This is a genomic window from Formosa bonchosmolovskayae (assembly GCF_051016085.1).
GTDB lineage: Bacteria > Bacteroidota > Bacteroidia > Flavobacteriales > Flavobacteriaceae > Formosa.
Window position 1 is genome coordinate 711,685 of the sequence record NZ_CP174605.1, and the last position, 25,378, is coordinate 737,062.

Here is a 25,378-nt window from a genome sequence, read left to right on the forward strand (position 1 = left end):
ATTTAAAACAGATTTAACGCAAAAAAGCCTTCCCAAAAAAAAGGAAGGCTTTTATTATATTCTTAATACATATTCCCCCCAATATCCTCACGAACGAATCACAACGACAGGAATAGAAATATATATTATAAAATTTTTCATATATAAACCAAATATCTTAATTCTTTGAATAGTAACCTATAAAAAAACAAAATATTTGATGTATTTGTTACATATTAAACTCTAGGTAAATCGATACCTGTTTTAAGAGGTAGATTAGATTCGCCCATTAAGTACTTATCGACATGGTAGGCCGCTTGTCTCCCTTCGGAAATTGCCCAAACAATTAACGATTGTCCGCGACGCATATCTCCTGCAACAAATACTCCAGGCACGTTAGACATATAATTGTTTGTATCGGCTTTAATATTGGTTCTAAAATCCATATCTAGCCCCAATTGTTCTGGAAGTGTTTTCTCTGCTCCTGTAAACCCTAAAGCCAACAAAGCTAAATCGCAATCCCACGTTTTTTCTGTTCCAGGAAGTTCTTTTAATTGCGGACGCTCGCCTGGTTTAAAAATCCATTCTACCTCGGCAGTAACTAATCCTTTTAAATTTCCGTTTTCGTCGCCTAAAAATTCTTTAGTTGAAATACTGAAGAAACGCTCCACACCTTCTTTATGAGATGTACTTGTACGCAATTTCATTGGCCAATATGGCCAAGGCTGATGCGCTGGTCTTCCTTCTGAAGGCTTATCTAAAATTTCAAAATTGGTTACAGATTTTGCACCGTGACGATTAGAAGTTCCAATACAGTCTGATCCCGTATCTCCACCACCAATAACAATGACATTCTTACCAGTAGCCTTGATTTCGTTTTCAAATTCTTTGGTACCGCTAACGCGTTTGTTATTTTGCTTAAGGAAATCCATAGCTTGAACAACCCCGTTTAATTCGGCTCCAGGAATTGGCATACCACGTCTTACCGTTGCACCACCACATAACACTACAGCATCAAAATCCTTTTTAAGTTGTTCTGAATCTACATTCTTACCAACGTGCGCATTGGTTTTAAACACGATTCCTTCTTCTTCCATAACTTTAATACGACGGTCTATGATTTGTTTTTCCAATTTAAAATCTGGAATTCCATATCTTAATAAACCACCAACTTTATCGTCTCTTTCAAAAAGCGTTACCAAATGTCCGGCACGATTTAATTGTTGTGCTGCCGCTAAACCTGAAGGTCCGCCACCAATAACAGCTACCGTTTTACCAGTACGGTTTTTTGGAGGATGCGCTACAACCCAACCTTCTTTAAAGGCTGTTTCAACAATTTGTTTTTCAATATTCTCGATAGTTACAGGGTCTTCATTTATACCCAATACACATGCTTCTTCACATGGTGCAGGACACAGTCTACCTGTAAACTCTGGGAAGTTATTTGTAGAGTGTAAGATTGCCGCAGCTTCTTTCCACCTTCCTTTATATACTTTATCGTTAAAATCTGGAATTAAATTACCAAGTGGGCAACCACTATGACAAAATGGAATACCGCAATCCATGCAACGCGCACCTTGATCTTTTATATGAGGTTCTGACAAAGGAATTGTAAATTCCTTATAATCTTTAATACGATCTTCAACTGGCTCGTACCCTTCAACTTCACGTTTATATTCTAAAAATCCTGTTATTTTTCCCATAATATCTATTGCGTTACAAGGTTTTCTTGTTCTAATTTAATTAAAGCCTGCTTATATTCTTCTGGTAAAACCTTGATAAATTTAGGCAAGTATTGTTCCCATTGCTCTAAAATACGTTGTGCTTGCGGACTTAAAGTAGCGTTATAATGATTAGTAATTAATGTTTTTAATATTGTAATATCTTCTTCTAAAACCACTGGATCTAAGTTAAGTGCTTCAGAATTACAGTTATTAGTAAACGTACCTTTTTCGTCTAAAACAAAAGCAATTCCACCACTCATACCTGCTCCGAAGTTTCTTCCTACTTCACCAAGTATTACAGCAACACCACCAGTCATGTACTCACAACCATGATCTCCAATACCTTCAACAACCGCTTGAGCTCCTGAGTTTCTAACACAGAAACGCTCTCCTGCTTTACCATTAATATAAACCTCTCCAGATGTGGCTCCGTATAAGGTTACGTTTCCAGTAATTACGTTATCTTCAGGAACAATAGTTGCTTTTTCAGGAACCTTAATAATTACTTTAGCTCCAGATAATCCTTTACCTAAATAATCGTTTGTGTTTCCATTTACAATCATTGTTAAACCTTTTGTAGCAAACGCTCCAAAACTCTGTCCTGCCGAACCTGTAAAGTTTAAGTTAAGGGTGTTTTCTGGTAAACCTTGAGCTCCGTAAATTTTTGAAATTTCGTTACTAATTACAGCACCTACTGCACGATCTATGTTGGTAATTTTAAAATCTAAATACGTTTTCTCCTTACGGAATAACGCTGGATGCGCTTTATTAATAATTTCGAAATCTAAGTGCACATCTAAATTATGCTCTTGCTTTTCTGTATTATATAATTTTACGTAAGGTTCTGTTTTTACTCTGTGTAATATTGGAGTTAAATCGATTCCTGACGCTTTATAATGTTCGATAGCTTGGTTACGATCTAATTTTTGAGACTGTCCAACCATTTCATTAATAGTTCTAAATCCTAATTGCGCCATAATTTCACGTAATTCTTGAGCTACAAAATACATGTAGTTAACTACGTGTTCTGGCTTTCCTTTAAATTTCTTACGTAATTCTGGGTTTTGAGTTGCAATTCCAACAGGACATGTATTTAAGTGACACACACGCATCATGATACATCCTGAAGCAACTAACGGTGCTGTTGCGAAACCAAATTCTTCGGCTCCTAATAAACATGCTACAGCAACATCTCGACCTGTTTTTAACTGACCGTCACATTCTAAAACGATACGGTTTCTTAAGTCGTTCATTACTAAAGTTTGTTGTGCTTCAGCAATTCCTAATTCCCACGGTAAACCACAGTGTTTTAATGAGGTTAATGGAGATGCTCCTGTTCCACCATCAAAACCTGAAACTAAAATAACATCGGCTTTTGCTTTGGCAACGCCTGCTGCTACTGTTCCAACACCAACTTCAGATACTAATTTTACGTTTACTCTAGCTTCTCTGTTAGCCGATTTTAAATCGTAAATTAACTGAGATAAATCTTCAATTGAATAAATATCGTGATGTGGTGGTGGTGAAATTAATCCTACATAAGGAGTCGAATTACGTGTTTTTGCTATTGAAGGATTCACTTTTGGCCCAGGTAATTGTCCACCTTCTCCAGGCTTAGCACCTTGCGCCATTTTAATCTGAATCTCTTTTGCACTTGTCAGATAATTAGAGGTTACTCCAAAACGCCCTGAAGCGACTTGCTTAATTGCACTGTTTTTCCAATCTCCATCAGGATCTTTATAAAAACGCTCTTGATCTTCTCCTCCTTCTCCAGAATTACTTTTTCCACCAATACGGTTCATGGCGATGGCTAAATTCTCGTGTGCTTCTTTACTAATAGACCCATAAGACATTGCTCCCGTTTTAAAACGTTTTACGATTTCTGTCCAAGGCTCTACCTCTTCTATAGAAATTGGATCGTAGTTTGTAAATTCGAATAAACCACGAATCGTCATTAAATCTTTCGATTGGTTATTTACAAGTTCTGCGTATTCTTTATACGTCGACTTTTTATTAGTACGAACAGACTCTTGTAATTTAGCAACAGTTAACGGATTAAATAAATGCTTCTCTCCATTACGTCTCCATCGGTACTGACCACCAATTTCTAAATCTAAATTAGCATCTACTTCACGTACCTTATAAGCACATTCGTGACGTAAAGAAATTTCTTTTTCTATTTCGTTTAAACCAATACCTTGAATACGCGTTGCTGTAGTTGGGAAATATTTCTCTACAACTTTGGTATTAATACCTATACATTCGAAAAGTTGAGAACCACGGTAAGAGTTTAAGGTCGAAATTCCGATCTTATTCATCACCTTTAAAATTCCTTTTCCAACAGCAATATTATAATTAGAAATTGCTTTTTCGAAATCTAATCCCGTAATATCTTGTTCTTCCAATTGTTTTTCAACAATTTCGTTAACCATATACGGGTTAATTGCACTTGCTCCGTAACCAAATAATAATGCGAAATGATGTACTTCACGAGGTTCTGCAGACTCTATAATTAAACTAATCTGAGAACGCTTTCCTCTTTTATACAATGCGTGATTAACATAAGAACATGCTAATAAAGCAGGAATTGGCGCTTTGTCTTTGTTTACATTTCTATCTGAAAGAATAATAATATTGGTTCCAGAATCAATTGCTTTTTCGGCAGTATCTACAATAACTTCTAAACGATCTTCTAATCCGTTAACACCTTTAGATACATCGTATAAAATTGAGATTGAAGTTACTTGATAGTCTGGACTCTTATCGTGATATTTTATTTTCTCTAAATCTTGCTTAGAAATTACAGGATTTTGAATCTTTAATTTACGACAGTGATATTCATTAATTTCAAAAATATTAGTATCACTTCCTAAAGTTAAACTAATATCTGTAATTAACTCTTCACGAATACCATCTAACGGCGGATTCGTTACTTGCGCGAATAACTGCTTAAAGTAATTGTATATTAATTGCGGACGCTCAGACAAAATAGCAATTGGCGTATCGCTACCCATAGAACCAATTGGTTCCTTACCACCTTGAGCCATCGGCTTAATAATAGTATTTAAATCTTCCTGAGTATACCCAAAAACACTTTGTCTTACAACTAAATCTTCTTCTTCGAACACTACAGGGTCTGTACTGTAAGGAATATCTTTTAAGTGGATTAAGTTTTTATTTAACCATTCTCTATACGGATGTTGCGTTGCAATCTTCTCCTTAATTTCTTCATCGTTAATAATACGACCTTCGTCCATATTAACTAAAAACATTTTCCCTGGCTCTAAACGTCCGTGGAATTTTATGTTTTCTGGTTCGATATCTACCACTCCTGTTTCAGACGACATAATTACAAAATCATCTTTTGTAACTGTATATCTAGACGGACGCAAACCGTTTCTATCTAATACTGCTCCAATATAACTTCCGTCGGTAAATGGAATAGATGCAGGACCATCCCATGGCTCCATTAAACACGAGTTAAATTCGTAGAATGCTTTTTTAGCATCGGACATAGTGTTGTTTTTCTCCCATGCTTCTGGCACTAACATCATCATAACTTCTGGTAATGAACGTCCAGTCATTAACAACAACTCAACAACCATATCCATAGATGCTGAATCTGATTTTCCTTTTAATATCGTAGGAATCACACGTTTAATATCGTCTCCAAACCATTCGCTCTCCATGATTTCTTCACGAGAAAACATACGAGACACATTTCCTCTCAAGGTGTTTATCTCACCATTATGACACATATAACGGAAAGGTTGAGCCAAATCCCATGTCGGGAATGTATTGGTAGAGAAACGTTGGTGTACTAAAGCCAGTTTAGCATCTAAAAGCGGATTTAATAAATCTAAGTAGTACTCTTTGATATCTTCAGGAACTAATAATCCCTTGTATATTATAGTTTTGGTCGATAAACTAGGGAAGTAAAAGTAAGAAGACTCAGATAATTTTGAATTATAAACAGTATGTTCAGCAATTTTTCTTGCAGAAAACAACTTTAAGTTAAACTCGAAATCGGTTTGTTCCGGGTTATTTTTACCAACAAATACTTGTTTAATAAAAGGTTCACTAGCCGCAGCTATTTTACCAATTACATTATTATTAACAGGAGCATTACGCCATCCTATTAATTTAAGTCCTTGTTCTGCAATACATTTCTCAAACGTGTCGATACAAAAATCACGCTGATTATCCTTTTTTGGCAGAAACATATTACTTACCGCATACTCTCCACGAGCAGGCAGTTCAAAATCACAATATTTTACAAAGAAGTCATGAGGTATATCTATTAAAATTCCAGCACCATCTCCTGTTTTTCCATCTGAACTCACAGCTCCCCTATGCTCCAATTTCACTAGAATTTCTAATGCTTTATGGATAATATCGTTAGATCTACTTCCGGTTAAACTACATATAAATCCCGCGCCACAATTGTCGTGTTCAAATTCTGGCAAATACAGCCCCTGTTTCTTCAACATAATCATTAATATTTTAGTTAATTTTTGCTACTAGCAAGCACTAATATAATAGTATACTTATAACTGTAATAATCGCGCTCAAACTTTTATGACATTATAGGTATACTTAAACTTTTATTTTCGTATTGTAATTAATTAGCAATGTAATTTACGAATTCATTATTGTTTACAAACCACAAAAACGCAAGAAATTTAATATTTAGTAAAACTCTTCTTAACGCAAGCATAATTTAAATGCATTTTACTCACAAAATTTAATAAATCTTTCAATTTTTGCCAAAATAAAATTTTTCAAAACAGGTTTTTCTTAACAATTATTTAAGATACCCTCATTTTTTGAGGGGTAAAACTGAATTAATCATAAAAATTAAGCTTGACCCCCTATTTTTTTACCGGTGTAAAATCTTTTTACATAGATTTGAATCGTTATTAACTCAACAAATCAATATTTAATATGAAAAAAATCTTTACACTAGCACTGCTTTTTGCTACAATTAGTATTTATGCTCAGGACACAACCGTTGAAGTCGAAGAAAAACCAAAATTTAGTATTAGCGGTAGCGTTGATGCATATTTCCAAACGTACTTAACTGCTCCAGACGACCAAGAGCAATCTTTCGGAACAGCATTTGCCAAGAAAAGTGGATTTGCTTTAGGGATGGGAAATGTAATTCTTTCTTACCAAGGTGCAAAAACAGGAGCTGTACTTGATCTAGTAGTTGGACCAAGAGGAGAAGAAGCTACTTTTAACAGTAACATCGTTGATGGAATCGTTAATCAAGCATACGTTTACTGGAATGTGTCTGATAAAACAACATTAACATTTGGACGCTGGAATACATTTTTAGGTTACGAAGTTATTGCACCTGCTGCAAACTTTAACTACAGTACATCTTACCTTTTCTCAAGCGGGCCATTCTCTCACATGGGTTTAAAAGCCGACTTTGCCCTTTCAGAAGATTTAAGCTTAATGTTAGCTGTAACCAACCCTTGGGATGTTAACGACACGTCTGCAACAGGAGAATACGCTTTAGGAGCGCAATTAGGATATAAAGGACAATACTTAAACTTATATTACGATAGCGGAAACAATGACGGTTTAGGTTTTGAAGTAGATTACACAGGAGGTTTCGATTTAACAGATGCTTTTTACTTAGGAATCAACGCAGCTTATAACGAAAATGATGGATCTGGTTTCTACGGTACTGCATTATACCCACAGTTTGCAGCTACAGATGATTTTAGCTTAGGATTAAGAGGTGAATTTTACGGAAGATATTTTGACGCCGCTGATGTTGAAGATGAAACCGTAGTTGCATTTACTCTTACAGGAAGTTATACAATTGACAACTTAATTATTAAGCCGGAAATCAGAATCGATTCTTGGTCTGACGCTACACCTTACTTAGATAACGACGGAGAAGCTACAGATAACTTAGCGGCATTTACCATAGCTGCTATCTACGCATTCTAAATAAAAGTGCGAATACTTGAAAAGACAACCACGTCTTAATTTTCACTAACTACTAACCCCTAATATTTTTTATTTATGATGTTATTTTTAAACTCAACACCTGCAGTACAAGATGCAGCCACAGTAGCCGCTGCTGTTAAAGACGATATGGGTATGCTTTGGATGCTTATTGCAGGTATCTTAGTATTCTTCATGCAAGCAGGATTCTTTTTAGTAGAATCTGGAATGACAGATTCTAAAAACGCAGTAAATATTGCCATGAAGAATTTCTTGGATATTGCTGTAGGATCTTTAGCCTTTTGGTTTATAGGATACTCCTTAATGTACGGTGCAGATGTAACCGAAGGTGGATTCTTTCACTGGAGCGGATTTATATTCTCTCAAGGTCCAGCCGATTTATTCTTTCAAACAGTATTCGCTGCAACAACAGCAACTATTGTATCTGGAGCAATTGCAGGACGTACTAAATACACAACATATGCTATTTTTAGTATCATACTAACCGCTTTAATCTACCCAATCGCTGGTGGATGGGAATGGAATGGCGGTTGGCTAAACGCTGCATGGATGCCAGCTGAATTTATCGATTTCGCAGGATCTTCTATTGTACACTCTGTAGGAGGATGGGCTGCTTTAGTCGCGGCTTGGATGGTAGGTCCAAGAATTGGAAAATTCCTTAACGGTAAACCTGTAGAAATGCACGGTCACAACCAAATGTATGCCACTTTAGGGGTATTTATTCTTTGGTTAGGATGGTTCGGATTTAATGGTGGTTCTCAATTAGCTTGGGGAGGCGACGATTCTGTTGCAGCTTCACAAGTTGTTTTAGTTACCAACTTAGCAGCATCTGCTGGAGCATTAAGCGCCTTATTATTCACTTGGTTTAAAAATGGAAAACCAAATTTATCAATGACATTAAATGGAGCTCTTGCCGGTTTAGTAAGTATTACTGCTGGTTGTGGAAACATGACTGAAGGTGGAGCTGTATTAGCTGGATTAATTGGAGGTATCCTTGTCGTACTATCAATTGGTTTTATTGAAAAAACTTTAAAAGTAGATGATGCCGTTGGCGCAATCTCTGTACACGGTGTAGCCGGAGTTTGGGGAACCTTAGTTATTGGACTTTGGGGTGTAGACGGAGATACTGGTATTGGATTACTTAATGGTGGTGGTGCTTCTCAATTATTAGCACAAGCTATAGGAGTTGTAGCTTATGCGTTTTGGGCAATCGTATTATCATACGTATTCCTTACTATTATAAAGAAAACATGTGGTGGATTAAGAGTAACTGAAGAAGAGGAAATAGCAGGACTTGATATTTCTGAACACGGTTCTATTGCTTACCACGGAAAAAGAACAAGAGAATTTGAATAAATAAACCTCATGTTTATATCACCTAATAAGATGTCTTGTGCGAGCAAGGCATCTTTTTAACGTAAAAAAATTATCAAACAAATATAAAATCAAAAATTTATGAATACATTCAAATTAACTAAAATGAAAAACCTTATTTAATTATGAAAAAAATCGAAGCAATTATTAGAAAATCTAAATTCTCTGAAGTAAAAAAAGCACTTCACGGAATCGGTGTTAATTTTTTCGCATACTGGGATGTTACCGGTTTAGGAAACGAGAAAATGGGACATGTGTATAGAGGCGTTAGCTATAGCACTAGCGACATTCAGCGCAGATATCTTTCGGTAGTCGTTAACGACGATTTTGAAGACATTACAATTCAAACCATATTAAAATCTGCAAAATCAGGAGACGTAGGAGATGGTAAAATATTCGTGTCAGATATTAAAGAATGCTACAGAATACGAACTGGAGAAAAAGGAGGAGAAACTTTAAAATAATTAATCAAAAAACTTAAACATGGAAGTATTAACTATCAATAATGTATGGATGATGATCTGTACAGCCCTAGTCTTCTTTATGCACCTTGGGTTCGCATTTTTAGAAATAGGCTTAACACGTCAGAAAAACACACTAAACATACTTTTTAAAAATATTTTTATTATTACTATAGGTCTCTTACTTTATTGCTTAGTAGGATTTAATTTAATGTATCCAGGAGAATTTAATGGCTTTTTCGGATTCGCAGGATTTGGATTAGACTCACCATTAACTCCAGAAGGCGCATTAGACTTAGCATATAACGAAGGTTATACCTATTGGACAGATTTCTTATTCCAAGGGATGTTTGCCGCAACTGCCGCAACTATTGTTTCTGGAGCTGTAGCCGAACGTATGAAAATTGTACCATTTATGATTTTCGCTATTATATATGTAGGTTTTGTTTACCCAATTGCTGGTTCTTGGAAATGGGGTGGCGGATTTTTAGATGAATTAGGATTTTACGATTTCGCAGGATCTACTTTAGTTCACTCTGTAGGAGGATGGGCTGCCGTAGTTGCAGTTTGCTTATTAGGCCCACGTATTGGAAAATTTCAAGATGGGAAACCTCAAGCGATTCCTGGACACAACATTCCTTTAGCTACAGCAGGTGTACTTATCCTTTGGTTAGGTTGGTTCGGATTTAACGGAGGTTCTGTTTTATCTGCAGATCCTGGATTAACATCTTTAACATTAGTAACAACGTGTTTAGCGGCTGCTGCCGGTGGAGTTGTATGTATGCTAGTATCTACAGCCATGTTTAAAAACTTAGACTTAACGATGTTTTTAAACGGTATTCTTGGAGGATTAGTTGGGATTACTGCAGGTGCAGACCAAATGAGTCCTACAGATGCTATCCTTATTGGAGCTGTTGCAGGAGGATTAATTGTATTCGCTGTAAGTTTTATTGACAGATTAAAATTAGACGATCCGGTTGGGGCCATTGCCGTACACTTAATTTGTGGTATTTGGGGAACTTTAGCTGTTGGTATTTTCGGAGAATTAGCCGGAATGGATCAATTTGTTAGTCAATTAATAGGAGTAGCTGTTTACGCTATTTTCTGTATAATTACTTCTTTCATTATTATCTTTACACTTAAGAAAACAATGGGAATCCGTGTTTCTGAAAAAGAGGAATTAGAAGGATTAGACGCTCACGAACATGGTATGGATGCCTATCCAGACTTTAGAATGAACGAACATTAAACATCCATTTTAATACAATATACAAGCCTTTAGAATTAGTTTTCTAAAGGCTTTTTTAATTTTTAATTTTTATTAACAACATGTAATTTTGATATTCTAATATTATACGTACTTTTGCCTCTTAATAACGAGGAAAGATTTGACTGATTGCAACCTCCATAAAAAATGCTAAAGGACAGTATTTACTTCCTGAGACGTTTTCGTCAAATCCCCTCCATATTTAATAATTTAAATTAGATTATGGCATATTTATTTACCTCCGAAAGTGTGTCTGAAGGACACCCAGACAAAGTTGCAGATCAAATAAGCGACGCTTTAATAGATAATTTCTTAGCATTCGACACCGATTCTAAAGTCGCGTGCGAAACCTTAGTTACTACAGGACAGGTTGTTCTTGCTGGCGAAGTAAAATCTAAAACCTATTTAGATGTTCAGAAAATTGCAAGAGACACCATTAATAAAATTGGTTACACCAAAGGAGAATACATGTTCGACGGCAGTTCTTGTGGTGTGTTTTCTGCAATCCATGAGCAATCAGACGATATTAGCCGAGGTGTAGACAGAGAAACAAAAGAAGAACAAGGCGCAGGAGACCAAGGTATGATGTTTGGTTACGCAACAAGCGAAACTGAAAACTACATGCCCCTAGCTCTCGACTTATCACATACATTATTAAAAGAATTAGCGCTGTTAAGACGCGAAAATAAAGACATTACTTATTTACGCCCAGATTCTAAGAGTCAGGTTACTATTGAGTATAGCGACGACAACGTACCGCAACGTATTGATGCTATAGTAATTTCTACACAACACGACGATTTCGCAACTGACGATGCAATGCTTGCTAAAATTCGTGAGGATATTATTAATATTCTTATCCCTCGTGTTATTGCTAAATTACCTGAACAAATTCAAGCGTTATTTAACGATAGCATTAAATACCACATTAACCCAACAGGGAAATTTGTTATTGGTGGACCTCATGGTGACACCGGATTAACAGGTCGTAAAATTATTGTAGATACTTATGGTGGAAAAGGTGCTCACGGTGGAGGTGCATTCTCTGGAAAAGACCCAAGTAAAGTAGATCGTAGTGCGGCATACGCAACTCGACACATTGCTAAAAACTTGGTTGCTGCAGGAGTTTGTGAGGAAATTTTAGTCCAAGTTTCTTACGCTATTGGAGTTGTAGAACCTATGGGAATTTATGTAAACACTTACGGAACTTGTCCTTTTAATATGACAGATGGAGAAATTGCAAATAAAATCTCTAAAATATTCGACATGCGTCCGAACGAAATAGAAAAACGTTTAAAACTACGTCAGCCTATCTATAGCGAAACAGCCGCTTACGGCCACATGGGAAGACAGCCAGAAACTGTCACAAAAACTTTTACACAACCAAATGGAGAAACTACAACTTTAGATGTGGAATTATTTACTTGGGAAAAATTAGATTACGTAGATGTAGTAAAAGCGGCATTTAACCTTTAATACATTTATACCTTATTATATAAAGCCATTTTCTTAATTGAAAATGGCTTTTTTTATTTTTACACTTCGCATTAATACGCTACTACTGCGAGACTCTACTGTATTACCAAACCCAACTTTATAAATTAAACCTAAGCAGGCTTTCTTAAATACAAATAATATGTAATTCTATTCTCTACTTAACTCGTACACCTAAAAGAAAGAATACCTTCTTATATGTTCTTTTAGTAACGCTTAGAAGGATGTATAATACAATCTGGAAACTTATAATGGAACAAGCATTTTATTCTTCTCATTCCAGTGCGGTAGAAAAATACCGCCTAAATCCTGTTCTCGACTCCGCTCTAATATCATAGAGAAGTAATTCCTTTAAACGGTCTTCGAGCGTAGTCGGGAAACGTATACAATAGTGGCTCAACCGTAAAAGTTGGGGAGAATGTTATCTTTGAATAAAAAATGTTTAGATTTTGAATATAGAATTAGCCCGTTATTTATTACCAGAAGGCCTATTAGAATATTTTGATATTGTTTCTGATAAGAGCACATCACAAGAAACGCATTTCTACCTAGAAGAGAAAAATATACTTCCTCAAGAATATCAGTCAGAAATAGCGCAATCAAAAGGTTTTTTGTCAGAGATCACTATTGAAGATTTTCCACTTCGAGGAAAACCGGTACTTCTGCACATAAAAAGAAGACGTTGGACACTCGTTGATACTGGCAAAATCATAAAAAGAGATTGGAATTTGGTTGCTAAGGGCACTCGGATTACTAACGAGTTTGCCTCTTTTTTAAAAGAACTCTCTTGATAATCACCCTGTAAGCGCTAAACGCTTTGGTGATTATTATAAGTTAAAAGGAAAAACACTTCAGTTTCACTATAAAAATCATCTTAGTGACTTTAAGGATTGGACACAAAAGGATCACGCTAGTGATTGGTTACTCTACGGCAAAAATATAAGTAAATATTTAAGCCTAGATGAGACCTCACTTTCTAATGGAGAACTTTATACCATTGTAACCAATAAAGACGCTCATGGTAAAAAAGGAAGTATTGTAGCTATTGTAAAAGGTACCAAAGCACAGGATGTTATCGATGTGATTAACCAAATTCCTTTAGAAAGACGAAAAATGGTTAGGGAGGTGACTGTAGATATGGCGGGAAACATGAATTTAATCGTAAAAAAATGTTTTCCAAAAACAGACATCGTTACCGATAGGTTTCATGTTCAAAAACTAGCTTCAGAAGCTGTTCAAGAGGAGCGGATAAGACTAAGATGGGAAATCATAGAAGCTGAAAACAAAGCCATTGAAGAAGATCGAAATAAAGGAAAAGTATATCAACCTGAACTTCTTTCTAATGGTGATACGCTCAGACAATTATTAGCTAGAAGCAGATATCTATTATTCAAATCAAAGGCTAAGTGGACGGTAAATCAAATAGAAAGAGCTGAGATTCTATTTGAACGGTATCCAACAATTGAAAAAGCATACAATCTTGCTCAGGATCTAAGCTATATTTTCCAAACTAATACTAGCAAAAGTATAGCAAGATTAAAATTAGCGCATTGGTATGATAAAGTAGAAAAATCAGAATTTAAATCCTTTAATACGATTGCCAAATCAATACAAACGCACTATGACTCTATTTTAAACTACTTTAATAATAGAAGCACAAATGCTTCGGCAGAATCTTTTAATGCTAAAATAAAGGAATTTAGAGCGCTGTTTAGAGGAGTCAGAGATGTTAAGTTCTTTCTCTATAGATTAACTAAATTATATGCATAATTTATACGGCTCCCCAGAAATATAACTTGATCCACAATAGTACCCAGTAAATCTTAACACCTAACGTAATTCGTGGTAGTTTTTAAGCATAAAAAAAGCAAGCTATAATAGCTTGCTTTTTTGTGGGGAGAGTAGGATTCGAACCTACGAAGACGTAGTCAGCAGATTTACAGTCTGCCCTCGTTGGCCGCTTGAGTATCTCCCCAAAACCGGAGGCAAATATATAACTTTTTTTAATATTTCAAACAAAAAAAGGATGCTTTTTAAGAAGCAAAATATTAACCTCTGAAAATCAATAATTAAGATTAAAAAATATTTTATTTTAATCCGGTATTATTTTAATTAAAGCGAATAAACCGCTCTTAAAGTAACATATCTAGGTTGTATATAATAATCTGTTGCACTAACCGAAATGTCTGAAACACTACTTTGACTCTGTGTTTTTGTATTCAGTAAATTGGTAGCCTTCAATTCGAATTCCCATTTACTGTCTTCATCTTTTCTATATGCTAAAGATGCATTCCAAAATTCGTAATCATTTAAAGAGCGTTCTTCATTTCTAAAATCGTTATACGTATAATCCGTTTTAAAAGTCAATACTTTCCATATTAAGGCATCAAACTCCACACGTGGCGACGATGTAAAAAACTTGGTACGCGTATCGCCTTGATCGCTATCTTGGATGCTATAATTATATCCGATTTCAAAATTTGGTGCTTCATTAAAATTCGAACGCAGTTCTAATCCATAATTTTGAGTATAGTTTTCGTTTACAGATCTGTTGTTTTGGATAAATTGATTAAACTTAGAATAGTTAAACTGTCCATTTGCCGAGGTTTGAAACTTCCCAAATCGTCTCTGAAAACGACCGCTAGCCGAAACCGTTTCGTCTGCATAAGCCGAATTAAAAGGAGAATTAGAACGTATTACACTTTCAAAATTGGTAATATTTCTAATGTTATCTATACTCTTATTATAGTTAACGTTAGCAAAAACATTAGTATAATTGAACAGATTAAAGCTAGAATAAGACAAACGTACCGCATGAGAAATAGCATTATCTAAGGCTTCATTCCCACTAAAAAAGGAGTTATAGCTGTTCATTACTAGTCCACGTGCCAATTGTGTAACATCTGTAAATTGAGTTTGCATACTGTAATTTAAAACCAAACGTTCGGTTTTTTTAAACTGCAGTCGAACATCTACATCTGGCAAAATTTTAAAGAAATCATCTTTATACTTTTCGCCGAATTGAATATTATTACTACTATAAGAGTGTACGGATGCTCCAGGCGTAAAAGTAAAGATACCCGACTTTACCGTATAGTGAAGTCCGACATATAAATCTGAAAATGAATACTGTATATTATTTTCTGATAAACCGTCGTTAATAGTTGGTGTAGGATCGAAAACAGATTCATTATCTAGCACCTGAAAGATATTAGAATTAAAATTCTGATGACTATAAATCGTTCCAACAGTAACATTTAGATTACTTTTTGCATTCAGAACATTAAAGTAATCTACTTTCGCATCGACCTGATTTGACTTCACACGTTTATCCTGATTAACATTATAATCTATTTGCTGATTGTCTAATCCTAAGGCATCACCTGTAGTCTCGTACGTTGCTTTATTATCTATTATCGCATTATAAAAAGGATCTTCGTCTTGCCAAAGGTGTTGTACTTCTGTCGCAAATATGTGTTTTTCGCCTAAAGTATAGTAGTAATTAAAATTTTGGTTGATACTAAACGGACTAGAAGACTCATATTGCATGGTGTTTCCTAGCACAGAAGATGTCTCAAACTGATCCTGAGACTCTTGTGATATTCTTGCCATAACATCGTAATCTAATTGATTATCTGAATTAGGCTTGTACCCTACACTAAGTTTTAGCATTCCTAAATCGCTACGTTGTTTGGTTTTACTTTGAGTAACCTCATCCGGAACTCCCAATTCGGTATTGGTATACGTAATACTATTATCGATCTGCATCCCAATTCTGCTACTAGAAAATATACCAAAACCACTAAAATCTAAGGTTTCGTTTGGAGAGTAACTAAAATTAGCCGCTCCAAATTTTGTTACTATATCCTGTGCCCTATTATTCTGAAGAGATAAAAACCCTAAACTATTACTTCCTAAATTAATATTTGTCCCACTAGATCTGCTAGGGGATTTAAATCCTCCAGTAAAGTTGAAATAATCTCGTCTGGAAAAAGCAATTTCCCCGATATTATTTAAATCTCCAATAAGATTAATACTGTATTTAGGGCTGTAATAAAACAATTTAGGCTGAATAATATACAAGCCATTCTCATCGGCTATTCCAGAACCTCCTGTGATATCTCCGAACCAGAAATTCTTTTTACCCTCTTTTAATCGGATGTTTATCGCAACATTTTCAGAATTATTGGTAACACCACTTAACTGTCCTACCTCTGCAAAATTCTTTAAAACTTCAATTTTATCTAATGCATTAGATGGAATATTTTTTGTTGCCAATTTAGAATCGCCATCAAAGAAATCTTTTCCATCGACCATGACCTTACTCACTACATTACCTTCTACTTCAATTTCTCCATCATCATTAATCTCGACACCAGGCAACTTTTTAAGGACATCTTCTAATTTTCGTTCTGTCCCATTCTTAAAAGAATCTGCATTGTATATAATGGTATCTCCTTTAACCGTAACTGGCATTTCGTAAATTAATTCTATCTCATCTAATGTATTATCGGCATACATAACAAATGTTTTATTAACATCTTTATCTGTTGTTTCTACAACCATTTGTTCTGTTCTCATCCCAATATAACTCACTTGTACATTATACGTTGAATTTTTAGAAATGGATAATTTATACATCCCATTAGGATCTGTAATCCCATAAGATTCTAATGCTTGGCTTTCTGTATTTATTGCAATAATATTGGCCAACTCTAACGGGTTTCCTATACTATCCTTAACAATTCCTTCCAATTTTAATTGTCCGAAACCTAAGTTTACAGCAAGTAGAAATACTAGTACTAATCCTTTTTTCATGATCTAATTATATCTTCTTAAATCTAAATATTAACGTCTACCTCCCCCACCTGGGCCACGATTACCACGCATTTCACGCATTTCTTCTAACTTCTTTTTTACAATTTGGTCGTACTCTGCTTGTGTAACTTCTTTACCTTTTTTAGGTACTTTGATTTCGTCTTTTTCTTTAGGATTTAAAACAATTTTAGAACATAATATGGTTGTTTTATCTGTACTAACCTCTAATATTAACCCTGGTAATCCCCAAAAATCTCCTGGACCTTGATTAACCGGTATTTGTGGCGTGTACCAAGCGGTAACTATAACTTCTTTTGGCTTGTTGTCTTCTTCCTTATTTTCCTTAGAATCTTCACCACGTCTTGGACCACCAAAACTTGGCAAACCGGTTTGACTCGCTAATTTAACAGCTGTTGCCTTAAATGCGGTATACTGACCAATTTGTTTAGATTCGTTTTCCATTTTCCAAACTAACTTTGGCAAACTGTCTTTTATAAGAAATTGTTTTCCATAAAATTCCTGATCTACAATAACTTCATTGGTTTTAATATTTTTATACTTGGCTCCAGCAGACATATCCAATCCTCTAAATCCTCTACCTCCTGATGTTGGAGATTCTAACTTTTCTTCTTCCTTATATATAGACTCCGAACGGTTGAAGGATAAAATATATGTTTTTTCGTACATAGATTTTAAACGCTCTTGTATTCTTTTTTTCTGTTCTTCACTCATTTGCCTGTCTCCAAAATCTGGCATTTCTGCTGTTGTTTTAGACTCATAAACAGCCTGTCCGTGAAAATCGGCTTGGGCAAATACGTGTGCTGAAAAGGCAGTGCATAAACACACTAAGAACATTCTAAAAAATTGTGATTTCATATCTAATTGTAATTATTCCGGGTTAATATGTTACTGTAAGACTTTCCTTTTTACAAATCGTTTAATGAAATAGCCTTCTTTTTTATTTTTTTTATTAGTTTGAATCCATTTTAACACAACGCTCTCTTTTGTTTTCATAAATAATTGGAGACATTTTTATTTTAAGTTATTAAAAAGTTAATGGAAAACAACTATAGAACATTCTCACATAATAGGAGTAATTTAACTTTATGAAAATAAAATCAAGAACGCTTATTGCTGGCTCTATTATCGCCTTAATAGCCTTAACAACGATGCAAGGTTATTTAACTTTTAACACGTTTGATCTGAGAAAAAACAGTTTTGCTGTAAATTCTAGAACAAAAATTGGGAGCATTGTAAAAACACCATATGTAGACTCGTTATCATGGCATTACAGAATGGATTTTGTAAAAAAAATTCCCGAATATAGAAATGGAAAAATAACAAAAGAGGAATTAATTTTAGAGCTAGAAAACGCAGCTAAATCTAGAAACCCAACATTCAAAAAATATTTTAAAGAAGGTGCCGAACATTTTAAATTAGACCCCCGCGTTTTATTTAAAAAGGTAGCATCGTCGCTAGAATTAACTCACGAAGATGGCACTACAGAACAAATAATTATTGAAAGTGATAAGTCTCCCACTTTTTTATTGGGAACAGATTTCCCAACAGATGAAGGTTATTTGATTAATGCTTGGAATTGGACTTTTGACGAAGATTTTATTAATAACAACAATCAAACAGAAAATGTAATTATAACGTATAGAGCGAGTCTTTATATGAAGATTATTGATTTAGATTGGATTATTTTCAACCAACTTATAGGGTTGTTTTTAATTGCTTTTTTACTTTTTGTTTTCGTCGTTTTGTTAGTGAGTTATTCAATTAGAAATTTATTAAAACTAAAACACATTTCTGATGTTAAAACTGACTTTATAAACAATATAACACACGAATTAAAAACACCTCTAGCAACACTTTCTATTGCCACTAAAACCCTATCAAGTAAATTTGCACAAGACAATAAAGAGATCGCAAAAGTATCTATAGACACCATAAACAGGCAAAATGTAAGACTCCAAAATTTAATTGACCAAGTTGTAGATAATAGCTTGGGATATAATGATATTAAATTAAATTTAGAACAGGTTAACTTAACCGATTTTACCAATGAAATTTGCGACGACTTTTCGTTAACTCTCACAAATGACATTCAGTTTTTAAGATCGATAGAAAACACCCAAACCTTAGCACATATAGATCCGTTTTATATTAGTACCGCAATCATTAACATACTAAATAATGCGATAAAATTTGATGGTACAGTAATTAAATTGACTTACAAGATTACAGACCATTATCATGTAGTTACTATTTCGGATAATGGAATTGGTATTTCTAAAAAGAATAAATCACTTATATTTGGGAAATTCTACAGAATAAACGAGCAAAATAAACACAGTTATAAAGGCTTGGGATTGGGTCTTTATTATTGCAATCAGATTATTAAAGCGCATCACGGGACTATAAGTGTTAAAAGTGAAGAGCATGAAGGCTCGACATTCTGTATAAAAATCCCTTTGAACCATGGAAAAGAGAATTTTACTAGCTGATGATGATATTGATTTTGGCACGACCCTAAAACAATATTTAGAACTTAATAAATTCGAAGTTATTTGGGCAAAGAATGGTGTTGAAGCATTAGACTTATTTAAAATGCACACCTTTGATATTTGTATTATTGACGTGATGATGCCTAAATTAGATGGTTTTAATCTGTCTAAAAAATTCTCCAACAGAAATCCAGAAACACCATTTTTATTTGTAACAGCTCGAAAAACTAAGGAAGATCGCATTAAAGGGTTAAGCCTTGGAGCAGACGATTATATTACGAAACCTTTTGAGGTGGAAGAATTAATATTACGAATTAACAATATTATTAAGCGTACAAAACAAAACCAAACCATTACTTTAGATGTCGATAAAAATGAAATTATAGCAATTGGGGCTTACACATTCGACATTGACAATCTCTCCTTAACCATACGGGATAAAAGTTTTAAAATCACCGAAAAAGAGGCGCAATTAATATTCTATTTTTACACTAATAAAAACACCCTTATTCCAAGAAATGAAATACTTGCTAACGTTTGGGGGCACAGCAATTTTTTTTCCGGACGTAGTATGGATGTCTTTATATCCCGAATCCGAAAACACTTTAAAGAAGACAAAAACATATCTATAATTAGTGTTCGAGGTGTTGGATTAGAATTTAGAATCACGAATTAATTGATAACATACAAGACATAAAAAAGCAGCTAATTAAAAATTAGCTGCTTTTTTTTTACAAAGACACTCTATCTACTAGGCAGTGTTTATTATTTCTTCACAAACTTTTTAACTGCTTTTTCACCCTTGGTATTTTTTATACTTATAAAATACATACCGCTAGGTAAAGTAGAAACATTAATGTTATCTAAATGAGTTTTTTCACTCATTATTCTTTTTCCATTAATTGTATAAACGTCTAAGCTTTCAATAGCTTGACCACTAACATGTAATGTGTTTTCTACAGGGTTAGGATAAATTCCTATAGTGCTAGAAAATTCTAAATCTCCAACACTTAAAGCAGGGTTACTTTCATACACAAAATCATCAAGATATAAACTATCAAATGTCGTTGCTGCATTATATTTAAATACAATGTATTTATCTGTCCCTGTATAGGCATCAAAAGTAATTAGCTTTTCGTCCCACGCATTGTCAGTCATATCTTCATCAAGAAACGTTACATAAGAAGTAAACGTTGAAGCATCTGTAGGATCTGTCATTGTACCAACTTCTAATGCCCCATTATTATCGTCGTAAACTTGAAATTTAATTTGTTTGGTGGCATCAAAATCAGTTAGCATTGGTGTAATTAAATACACACCTGCAGTTACATCATTTCCACTATATAGTTTAACACTGACAGAACCACCTTCTGCTGCTTGAAAAGTAGAGTACCTTACATAAGGGCTTGTCGATTCTGGTGTAATTAAACTAGACCAGCACGGTACAATTTCTTCGTTATTATTATACCCTTCAAATCCATAAGAATAATCGCCCGTTTCTGGCGTACAAGCAGTTGTAAATGTAATTGGTCCTATCCATGGCGAAGCACTATCTTCATTACAAATAGATTTTACATAAATTTCATAAGTAGTATTTGATGCTAAAGATGTATAATCTGCGTTTCCAACATTTATGGTAGTTGCTGTTCCAGTAGTTGGCTCTCCTGTTTCTGCCTCTTGAACGACATATTCCCAATTAGATTGCGTTCCAACAAACTCCCAACTTACATCTACCGAATTAGCGGTAATATTCTCTGCAATAATATTATATACTTCAGTACATGCTGGCTGATCTGTAATAGATACATCATCTATATATATTGCAACACTCGAAGCAGCACCAGCACTATGTTTAAACACCACATATTCATTAGTACTTGCGGGTAAATTAACAGCGTACTGAACAAATTCTACACTTGATCCGCCTCCAGTAATAACTGGAACTGCTGTAATCTCTTTAAATGTACTAGCATCTAAAGGATCACTCATCGTACCAATTATAAGACTTGCATCTATATTCGCATTAGATTTTTTAGCATAAAATTCAAGTCTATGAGCGCCGTCGTTAACAATTGTATTTTGAGGCATAACTAATAAAACTTCAGCCAAAGGATCATTTCCTGTATTAAAAATAATGGCATTCGATGGCGAATTTGAATAAGAAGTCGAATTATTTACTTCTACTAAAGGTGTTCCTGTAGAAGTAACATTTTTAGTCCAACAAAATGGAAAATCACCATCTTCGTACGAATCAAAATTTTCAGAAAAATTAGCCGATAATGGCGCACAAGCTGTTCTTGTATCATAAGGTCCGAACCAAGTACTAAATCCTGTTCCTTCACTACCCGTGGCATCGCAATTAGCTCTCACAAAAACGCGATAAGGACTATTTGGAATAAGTGCATTGCCTTTAGAATCTAAGGTTATAGCATTTGTAAGGGAGTTGGTTACTATAGGTGTTTCTAAATCAGGGTTAAAATTTAAATGGGTTTGAACCACAACCATCTCCCATTCGGTTTGCACTTGGGTATCCGGAGTTATTTCAAGATCAAAGGAAGTAGGCATTATATTAGTCGCTGCTAATTCTAGAGCTTCAAAACAGCTTGGCTGTGTAGTGACTACAATATCATCTAAATAAATAATTTTATTATAAGTTTGTGTGGTTTCCGGCTTAAATGCTAAATATTTCGCAGAGGCATGAAGTGGAATGTTTACGTAATATAGTGTATAATTATTAACATCATTAGATGAGCTAGATAACGCCACAGAAGTTAACTCTTCAAAGGTATTTTCATCATCAGGGTTTGACATTAAACCAACTTTTAAGGCTACATCCGTTCCATCTGTTGCATTTACCTTTGCCGCAAATTCTACTCTATGCATGCCATCAGCAATAATATTACTCTCTGGAGATATTAACAATAAATTATCATCAGCGCTAATTCCAATTTCATAATAATTACTTGGGGAATACGATTGGGTTTCACTTGACTTAACCTTAAATACCGGTTCTGTTCCTGTTGAAGATGCTATAGTAGACCAACAATAAGGAACTTCTAAGTCCGTTGGTAAGGCATCAAAATTTTCAGAAAAGTCATCGACAACGTCGCACGTGGTTCTAAAAACAGTTGGGCCAACCCAAGAACTATTCCCGTCTGAACCACAACTTGATCTTACATAAAACTCGTAAGCTGTATTACTTGTTAAACCCGACACTGTAATAATATTCGAAGTCGCTTCTACCGACGTCGCTGCATCAGGATTACCTGTCCCTTCTTCTTGTACCACATAATTCCAAGTAGAAGCTGTAGATGTCCATGCCGCATCTATAGATACACTGCTAGGGTTTGAAAGAACAACTGCTTTAGGCGGATAACAGGTTATTGCAGTAAAGTCTATTTCAATATTCGCTCTATTATCGTCTAAAATTCCAGCTGGAGGGTCTGCAGGATCTGGATTATTAGTATTATTACCATAATGTAAAACACGACCCTTTGCTGCATCTGAATTTAGATCATGATTAATAAAATCGAAACTATCTTTCCCTTCCTGATTTTCGTCTACAACAATAACAAGATTTGCAGTATTCGAGTAATTAAAAGGAGTGTCTAATATTAAAGAAACTTCGTTATTATACGTTACAAACGTACCCGAAAACACTTGTGTAAGGCTCTCTAAAGGCAACCAACTTGCATTAGTTGCAAAAACATCTTCACTTGTTTCCGCCATATATACAACAATATTATTCGAATTCTCTAAAGGCCCATTGGTATAAAATGTGATTTTAGAAATGTCTCCTGCTTGATTTATTTCAGATTGTAAATAAATATTTTGAGAGTAGGAATAATTATCGTCCGGATCTATCGGAGACTCCTGGAATGTATTAGACGTTAAGCCTAAGGTGGCATCATTAATTGAAACGGTTTGTGCAAATGCATTGAAGCAAAACAATAAAAATGTAAGAATTAGGTAATTTTTTCTCATAAGGTTTAAACATTAAGGTTAATCTAGCTCTATATGGAGACCATTTAGAATAAAGCATAAACATATCCACATTCAGTCTTTTAACAAAGTTGTTTATAGTTAACGATAAGTTAACGGTAAAAAAATACAAGGAAAACTAGTCCTTATTTTTGAATCTTTATAAACTAAAAATGATGATATGATAAAAAAACTACTATTCTTATTCGCACTTTTATTGTGCCCAATTTTAAATGCACAAACAGACGAAGCCAGTACCAATTCCAAAGTGCTACTGCCTTCAGCCACTTACAATTGTGAAAATGAAGTAACTGGCGATTTTTTTGGATTTACTAAATCTCCTGAATTTACATGTACTGAACCTGGATATGACAGTTGGACAGATGCTTGGTACACATTTACCCCTACAAAAACAGGTAAATATTCAGTTGAAATTGAATCCTTAAATACTTCCGATAATTATGTTAGAGTAAATATATTTACAGGTATTCCTGGAGCCCTTACAAGCCAAACAGGCTGTTCTACAAGATATTATAGTAATACTTTTAATAGCGGTCAAACTTACTACATAAATGTTAGAGGTGCCGACCCAAGCATTAAATATCGTTTATGTGCTTACGAATTCCCAGACGCGCCATCTAATGACGAGCCTAGTAACGCCGATGTTTTATTAGAGTCTACTTTTGATGTTTGTCAGAATCCAGCAGTTGGTTATACAACAGAGGCCTCGCATTCATCTGAATCTATTTGTAGTCCAACTAATGCAGATGTATGGTACACATTCACGCCTGGTGAATCAGGTGAATACACGTTTAAGACTTCACTTATAAATGGATCTGCAAGAACCTATATTTCTATTTATGACGGTACTCCTGGCTATTTAAATGCATTTCCAGAAACAGTAACATCGCCTACTATACAGTGTGAAGATGTACTTTTAGCCGATTTAACTGCTGGCAAAACCTACTATATTAGCGTTACTGCTTTAGATTCTTCACAAGCCATTTATTTTGAATTGTGTGCTTACTTATCGCCTGATGCACCATCGAACGATGAGTGTACAACACCTCTTCCATTAACGGTTGGAAAAACGTTTGAAGACAATGAAATTATAGCAACAACGACTTCGGCCTCTGTAAATGCTGAAAATTCAAATTTCCCTAATTGTGGAACTTTAGATGATTTTGGAATTTATGGGAAAGATGTTTGGTTTTCTGTAGTTGTTCCTGAGTCTGGTAATTTCACTATAGAAACAAGATTAGATCCTACCGAAACTCATTTGTCCGACACCGCTATGGAAGGTTATACAGGATCATGCGGTGTGGAAAGTTTAATTCCTTTATATTATAATGAACCTGCGCCAAATACTGGAATGGCACATTGTAACAATCAATTTGTTGTTGGTCTTAACCCTTGGGCCGGAATTTCGTATACAGATCTAACTCCTGGAGACGTAGTCTTAGTAAGAGTTTGGGGATGGTCTTATCAGTTTGGTAAATTTAGAATTTCTGCCTACGACGAATCTACATTAAGTAACGAGACTTTCGACCTAGATGGTTTAAAATATTACCCTAACCCTACTACCAATGTTGTAAATATTAGTTACAAGAAAAATATTGATAAGGTAGTCGTTAATAACTTAATGGGTAAAACGGTACTTACGGAAAAATCTAATTCGACATCTGTTGCCCTAGATACTTCTAATTTGGCAACTGGAATTTACGTAGTAACCGTACATTCTAACAATACCATAACGCATTTTAAAATAGTGAAAGAATAATTTTTTCC

14 protein-coding genes, 1 tRNA gene and 1 pseudogene are annotated in these 25,378 nt (G+C 34.7%); 10 read left to right on the forward strand and 6 right to left on the reverse strand.

Features of this window, described 5'->3' with window-relative positions; all coding sequences use genetic code 11:
- Positions 1–215: 215 nt before the first annotated feature.
- Together ACKC83_RS02985 and gltB are read right to left on the reverse strand one after the other, a co-directional pair.
- Positions 216–1,682: a glutamate synthase subunit beta gene (locus ACKC83_RS02985; protein ID WP_414036680.1), complete on the reverse strand. Its 1,467-nt coding sequence runs from the start codon at positions 1,680–1,682 to the stop codon at positions 216–218.
- 5 nt (positions 1,683–1,687) lie between these two features.
- A complete protein-coding gene (gltB, locus tag ACKC83_RS02990; protein ID WP_414036679.1) occupies positions 1,688–6,193 on the reverse strand; it encodes a glutamate synthase large subunit in 4,506 nt (1,501 codons plus the stop codon).
- A gap of 454 nt (positions 6,194–6,647) precedes the next feature.
- On the opposite strand from gltB, the gene ACKC83_RS02995 reads away from it, so the two are divergent.
- From ACKC83_RS02995 to ACKC83_RS03025, 7 genes and pseudogenes are all read left to right on the forward strand, one after another.
- Entirely contained in the window at positions 6,648–7,667 is a 1,020-nt protein-coding gene (locus tag ACKC83_RS02995) for an outer membrane beta-barrel protein (protein WP_434036985.1), read from the forward strand.
- 78 nt (positions 7,668–7,745) lie between these two features.
- Positions 7,746–9,041: an ammonium transporter gene (locus ACKC83_RS03000; RefSeq protein WP_434037756.1), complete on the forward strand. Its 1,296-nt coding sequence runs from the start codon at positions 7,746–7,748 to the stop codon at positions 9,039–9,041.
- 143 nt (positions 9,042–9,184) lie between these two features.
- Complete coding sequence (locus ACKC83_RS03005) at positions 9,185–9,523, forward strand: P-II family nitrogen regulator (RefSeq protein ID WP_414036676.1); 339 nt, start codon at positions 9,185–9,187, stop codon at positions 9,521–9,523.
- A gap of 19 nt (positions 9,524–9,542) precedes the next feature.
- Positions 9,543–10,769 carry an ammonium transporter gene (locus ACKC83_RS03010; RefSeq protein ID WP_434036986.1) on the forward strand — a complete coding sequence of 409 codons (1,227 nt, stop codon included), beginning with the start codon at positions 9,543–9,545 and terminating at the stop codon, positions 10,767–10,769.
- A 240-nt stretch (positions 10,770–11,009) separates the two neighbouring features.
- Positions 11,010–12,263, forward strand: coding sequence for a methionine adenosyltransferase (gene metK, locus ACKC83_RS03015; RefSeq protein WP_414036674.1), 1,254 nt, complete (start codon positions 11,010–11,012; stop codon positions 12,261–12,263).
- Between the two features lie 467 nt (positions 12,264–12,730).
- Positions 12,731–13,072, forward strand: coding sequence for an ISAon1 family transposase N-terminal region protein (locus tag ACKC83_RS03020; RefSeq protein WP_434035682.1), 342 nt, complete (start codon positions 12,731–12,733; stop codon positions 13,070–13,072).
- 55 nt (positions 13,073–13,127) lie between these two features.
- Positions 13,128–14,051 (forward strand): annotated as a pseudogene (locus ACKC83_RS03025) (ISAon1 family transposase); the annotation flags it as partial.
- 123 nt (positions 14,052–14,174) lie between these two features.
- On the opposite strand, the gene ACKC83_RS03030 reads toward ACKC83_RS03025, so the two are convergent.
- The 3 genes from ACKC83_RS03030 to ACKC83_RS03040 form a co-directional block, all read right to left on the reverse strand.
- Positions 14,175–14,256 (reverse strand) — tRNA-Tyr (locus tag ACKC83_RS03030).
- Between the two features lie 137 nt (positions 14,257–14,393).
- On the reverse strand, positions 14,394–17,099 hold the full coding sequence (locus ACKC83_RS03035) for an outer membrane beta-barrel protein (RefSeq protein WP_434036987.1): 2,706 nt from the start codon (positions 17,097–17,099) through the stop codon (positions 14,394–14,396).
- A gap of 30 nt (positions 17,100–17,129) precedes the next feature.
- On the reverse strand, positions 17,130–17,975 hold the full coding sequence (locus ACKC83_RS03040; RefSeq protein WP_434036988.1) for a GLPGLI family protein: 846 nt from the start codon (positions 17,973–17,975) through the stop codon (positions 17,130–17,132).
- A 230-nt stretch (positions 17,976–18,205) separates the two neighbouring features.
- Between ACKC83_RS03040 and ACKC83_RS03045 the strand changes: the two genes are divergently transcribed.
- The gene (locus tag ACKC83_RS03045) at positions 18,206–19,609 is read left to right on the forward strand and encodes a sensor histidine kinase (protein WP_434036989.1); all 1,404 of its coding nucleotides are present in this window, start codon (positions 18,206–18,208) and stop codon (positions 19,607–19,609) included.
- Positions 19,584–20,285 carry a response regulator transcription factor gene (locus ACKC83_RS03050; protein WP_434036990.1) on the forward strand — a complete coding sequence of 234 codons (702 nt, stop codon included), beginning with the start codon at positions 19,584–19,586 and terminating at the stop codon, positions 20,283–20,285. Before ACKC83_RS03045 ends, ACKC83_RS03050 begins: the two co-directional genes overlap by 26 nt.
- A gap of 89 nt (positions 20,286–20,374) precedes the next feature.
- Here the strand turns inward: ACKC83_RS03050 and ACKC83_RS03055 are convergent, their stop codons facing one another.
- The gene (locus ACKC83_RS03055) at positions 20,375–23,593 is read right to left on the reverse strand and encodes a choice-of-anchor J domain-containing protein (protein ID WP_434036991.1); all 3,219 of its coding nucleotides are present in this window, start codon (positions 23,591–23,593) and stop codon (positions 20,375–20,377) included.
- A 178-nt stretch (positions 23,594–23,771) separates the two neighbouring features.
- Between ACKC83_RS03055 and ACKC83_RS03060 the strand changes: the two genes are divergently transcribed.
- Positions 23,772–25,370: a T9SS type A sorting domain-containing protein gene (locus ACKC83_RS03060; RefSeq protein WP_414036668.1), complete on the forward strand. Its 1,599-nt coding sequence runs from the start codon at positions 23,772–23,774 to the stop codon at positions 25,368–25,370.
- Positions 25,371–25,378 lie beyond the last annotated feature (8 nt).

What these genes read in the sequence shown, in the direction of transcription:
- ACKC83_RS02985 (WP_414036680.1), bottom strand. Translation starts at nt 1,682, where the DNA reads ATGGGAAAAATAACAGGATTTTTAGAATATAAACGTGAAGTTGAAGGG.
- gltB (WP_414036679.1), bottom strand. Translation starts at nt 6,193, where the DNA reads ATGTTGAAGAAACAGGGGCTGTATTTGCCAGAATTTGAACACGACAAT.
- ACKC83_RS02995 (WP_434036985.1), top strand. Translation starts at nt 6,648, where the DNA reads ATGAAAAAAATCTTTACACTAGCACTGCTTTTTGCTACAATTAGTATT.
- ACKC83_RS03000 (WP_434037756.1), top strand. Translation starts at nt 7,746, where the DNA reads ATGTTATTTTTAAACTCAACACCTGCAGTACAAGATGCAGCCACAGTA.
- ACKC83_RS03005 (WP_414036676.1), top strand. Translation starts at nt 9,185, where the DNA reads ATGAAAAAAATCGAAGCAATTATTAGAAAATCTAAATTCTCTGAAGTA.
- ACKC83_RS03010 (WP_434036986.1), top strand. Translation starts at nt 9,543, where the DNA reads ATGGAAGTATTAACTATCAATAATGTATGGATGATGATCTGTACAGCC.
- metK (WP_414036674.1), top strand. Translation starts at nt 11,010, where the DNA reads ATGGCATATTTATTTACCTCCGAAAGTGTGTCTGAAGGACACCCAGAC.
- ACKC83_RS03035 (WP_434036987.1), bottom strand. Translation starts at nt 17,099, where the DNA reads ATGAAAAAAGGATTAGTACTAGTATTTCTACTTGCTGTAAACTTAGGT.
- ACKC83_RS03040 (WP_434036988.1), bottom strand. Translation starts at nt 17,975, where the DNA reads ATGAAATCACAATTTTTTAGAATGTTCTTAGTGTGTTTATGCACTGCC.
- ACKC83_RS03045 (WP_434036989.1), top strand. Translation starts at nt 18,206, where the DNA reads ATGAAAATAAAATCAAGAACGCTTATTGCTGGCTCTATTATCGCCTTA.
- ACKC83_RS03050 (WP_434036990.1), top strand. Translation starts at nt 19,584, where the DNA reads ATGGAAAAGAGAATTTTACTAGCTGATGATGATATTGATTTTGGCACG.
- ACKC83_RS03055 (WP_434036991.1), bottom strand. Translation starts at nt 23,593, where the DNA reads ATGAGAAAAAATTACCTAATTCTTACATTTTTATTGTTTTGCTTCAAT.
- ACKC83_RS03060 (WP_414036668.1), top strand. Translation starts at nt 23,772, where the DNA reads ATGATAAAAAAACTACTATTCTTATTCGCACTTTTATTGTGCCCAATT.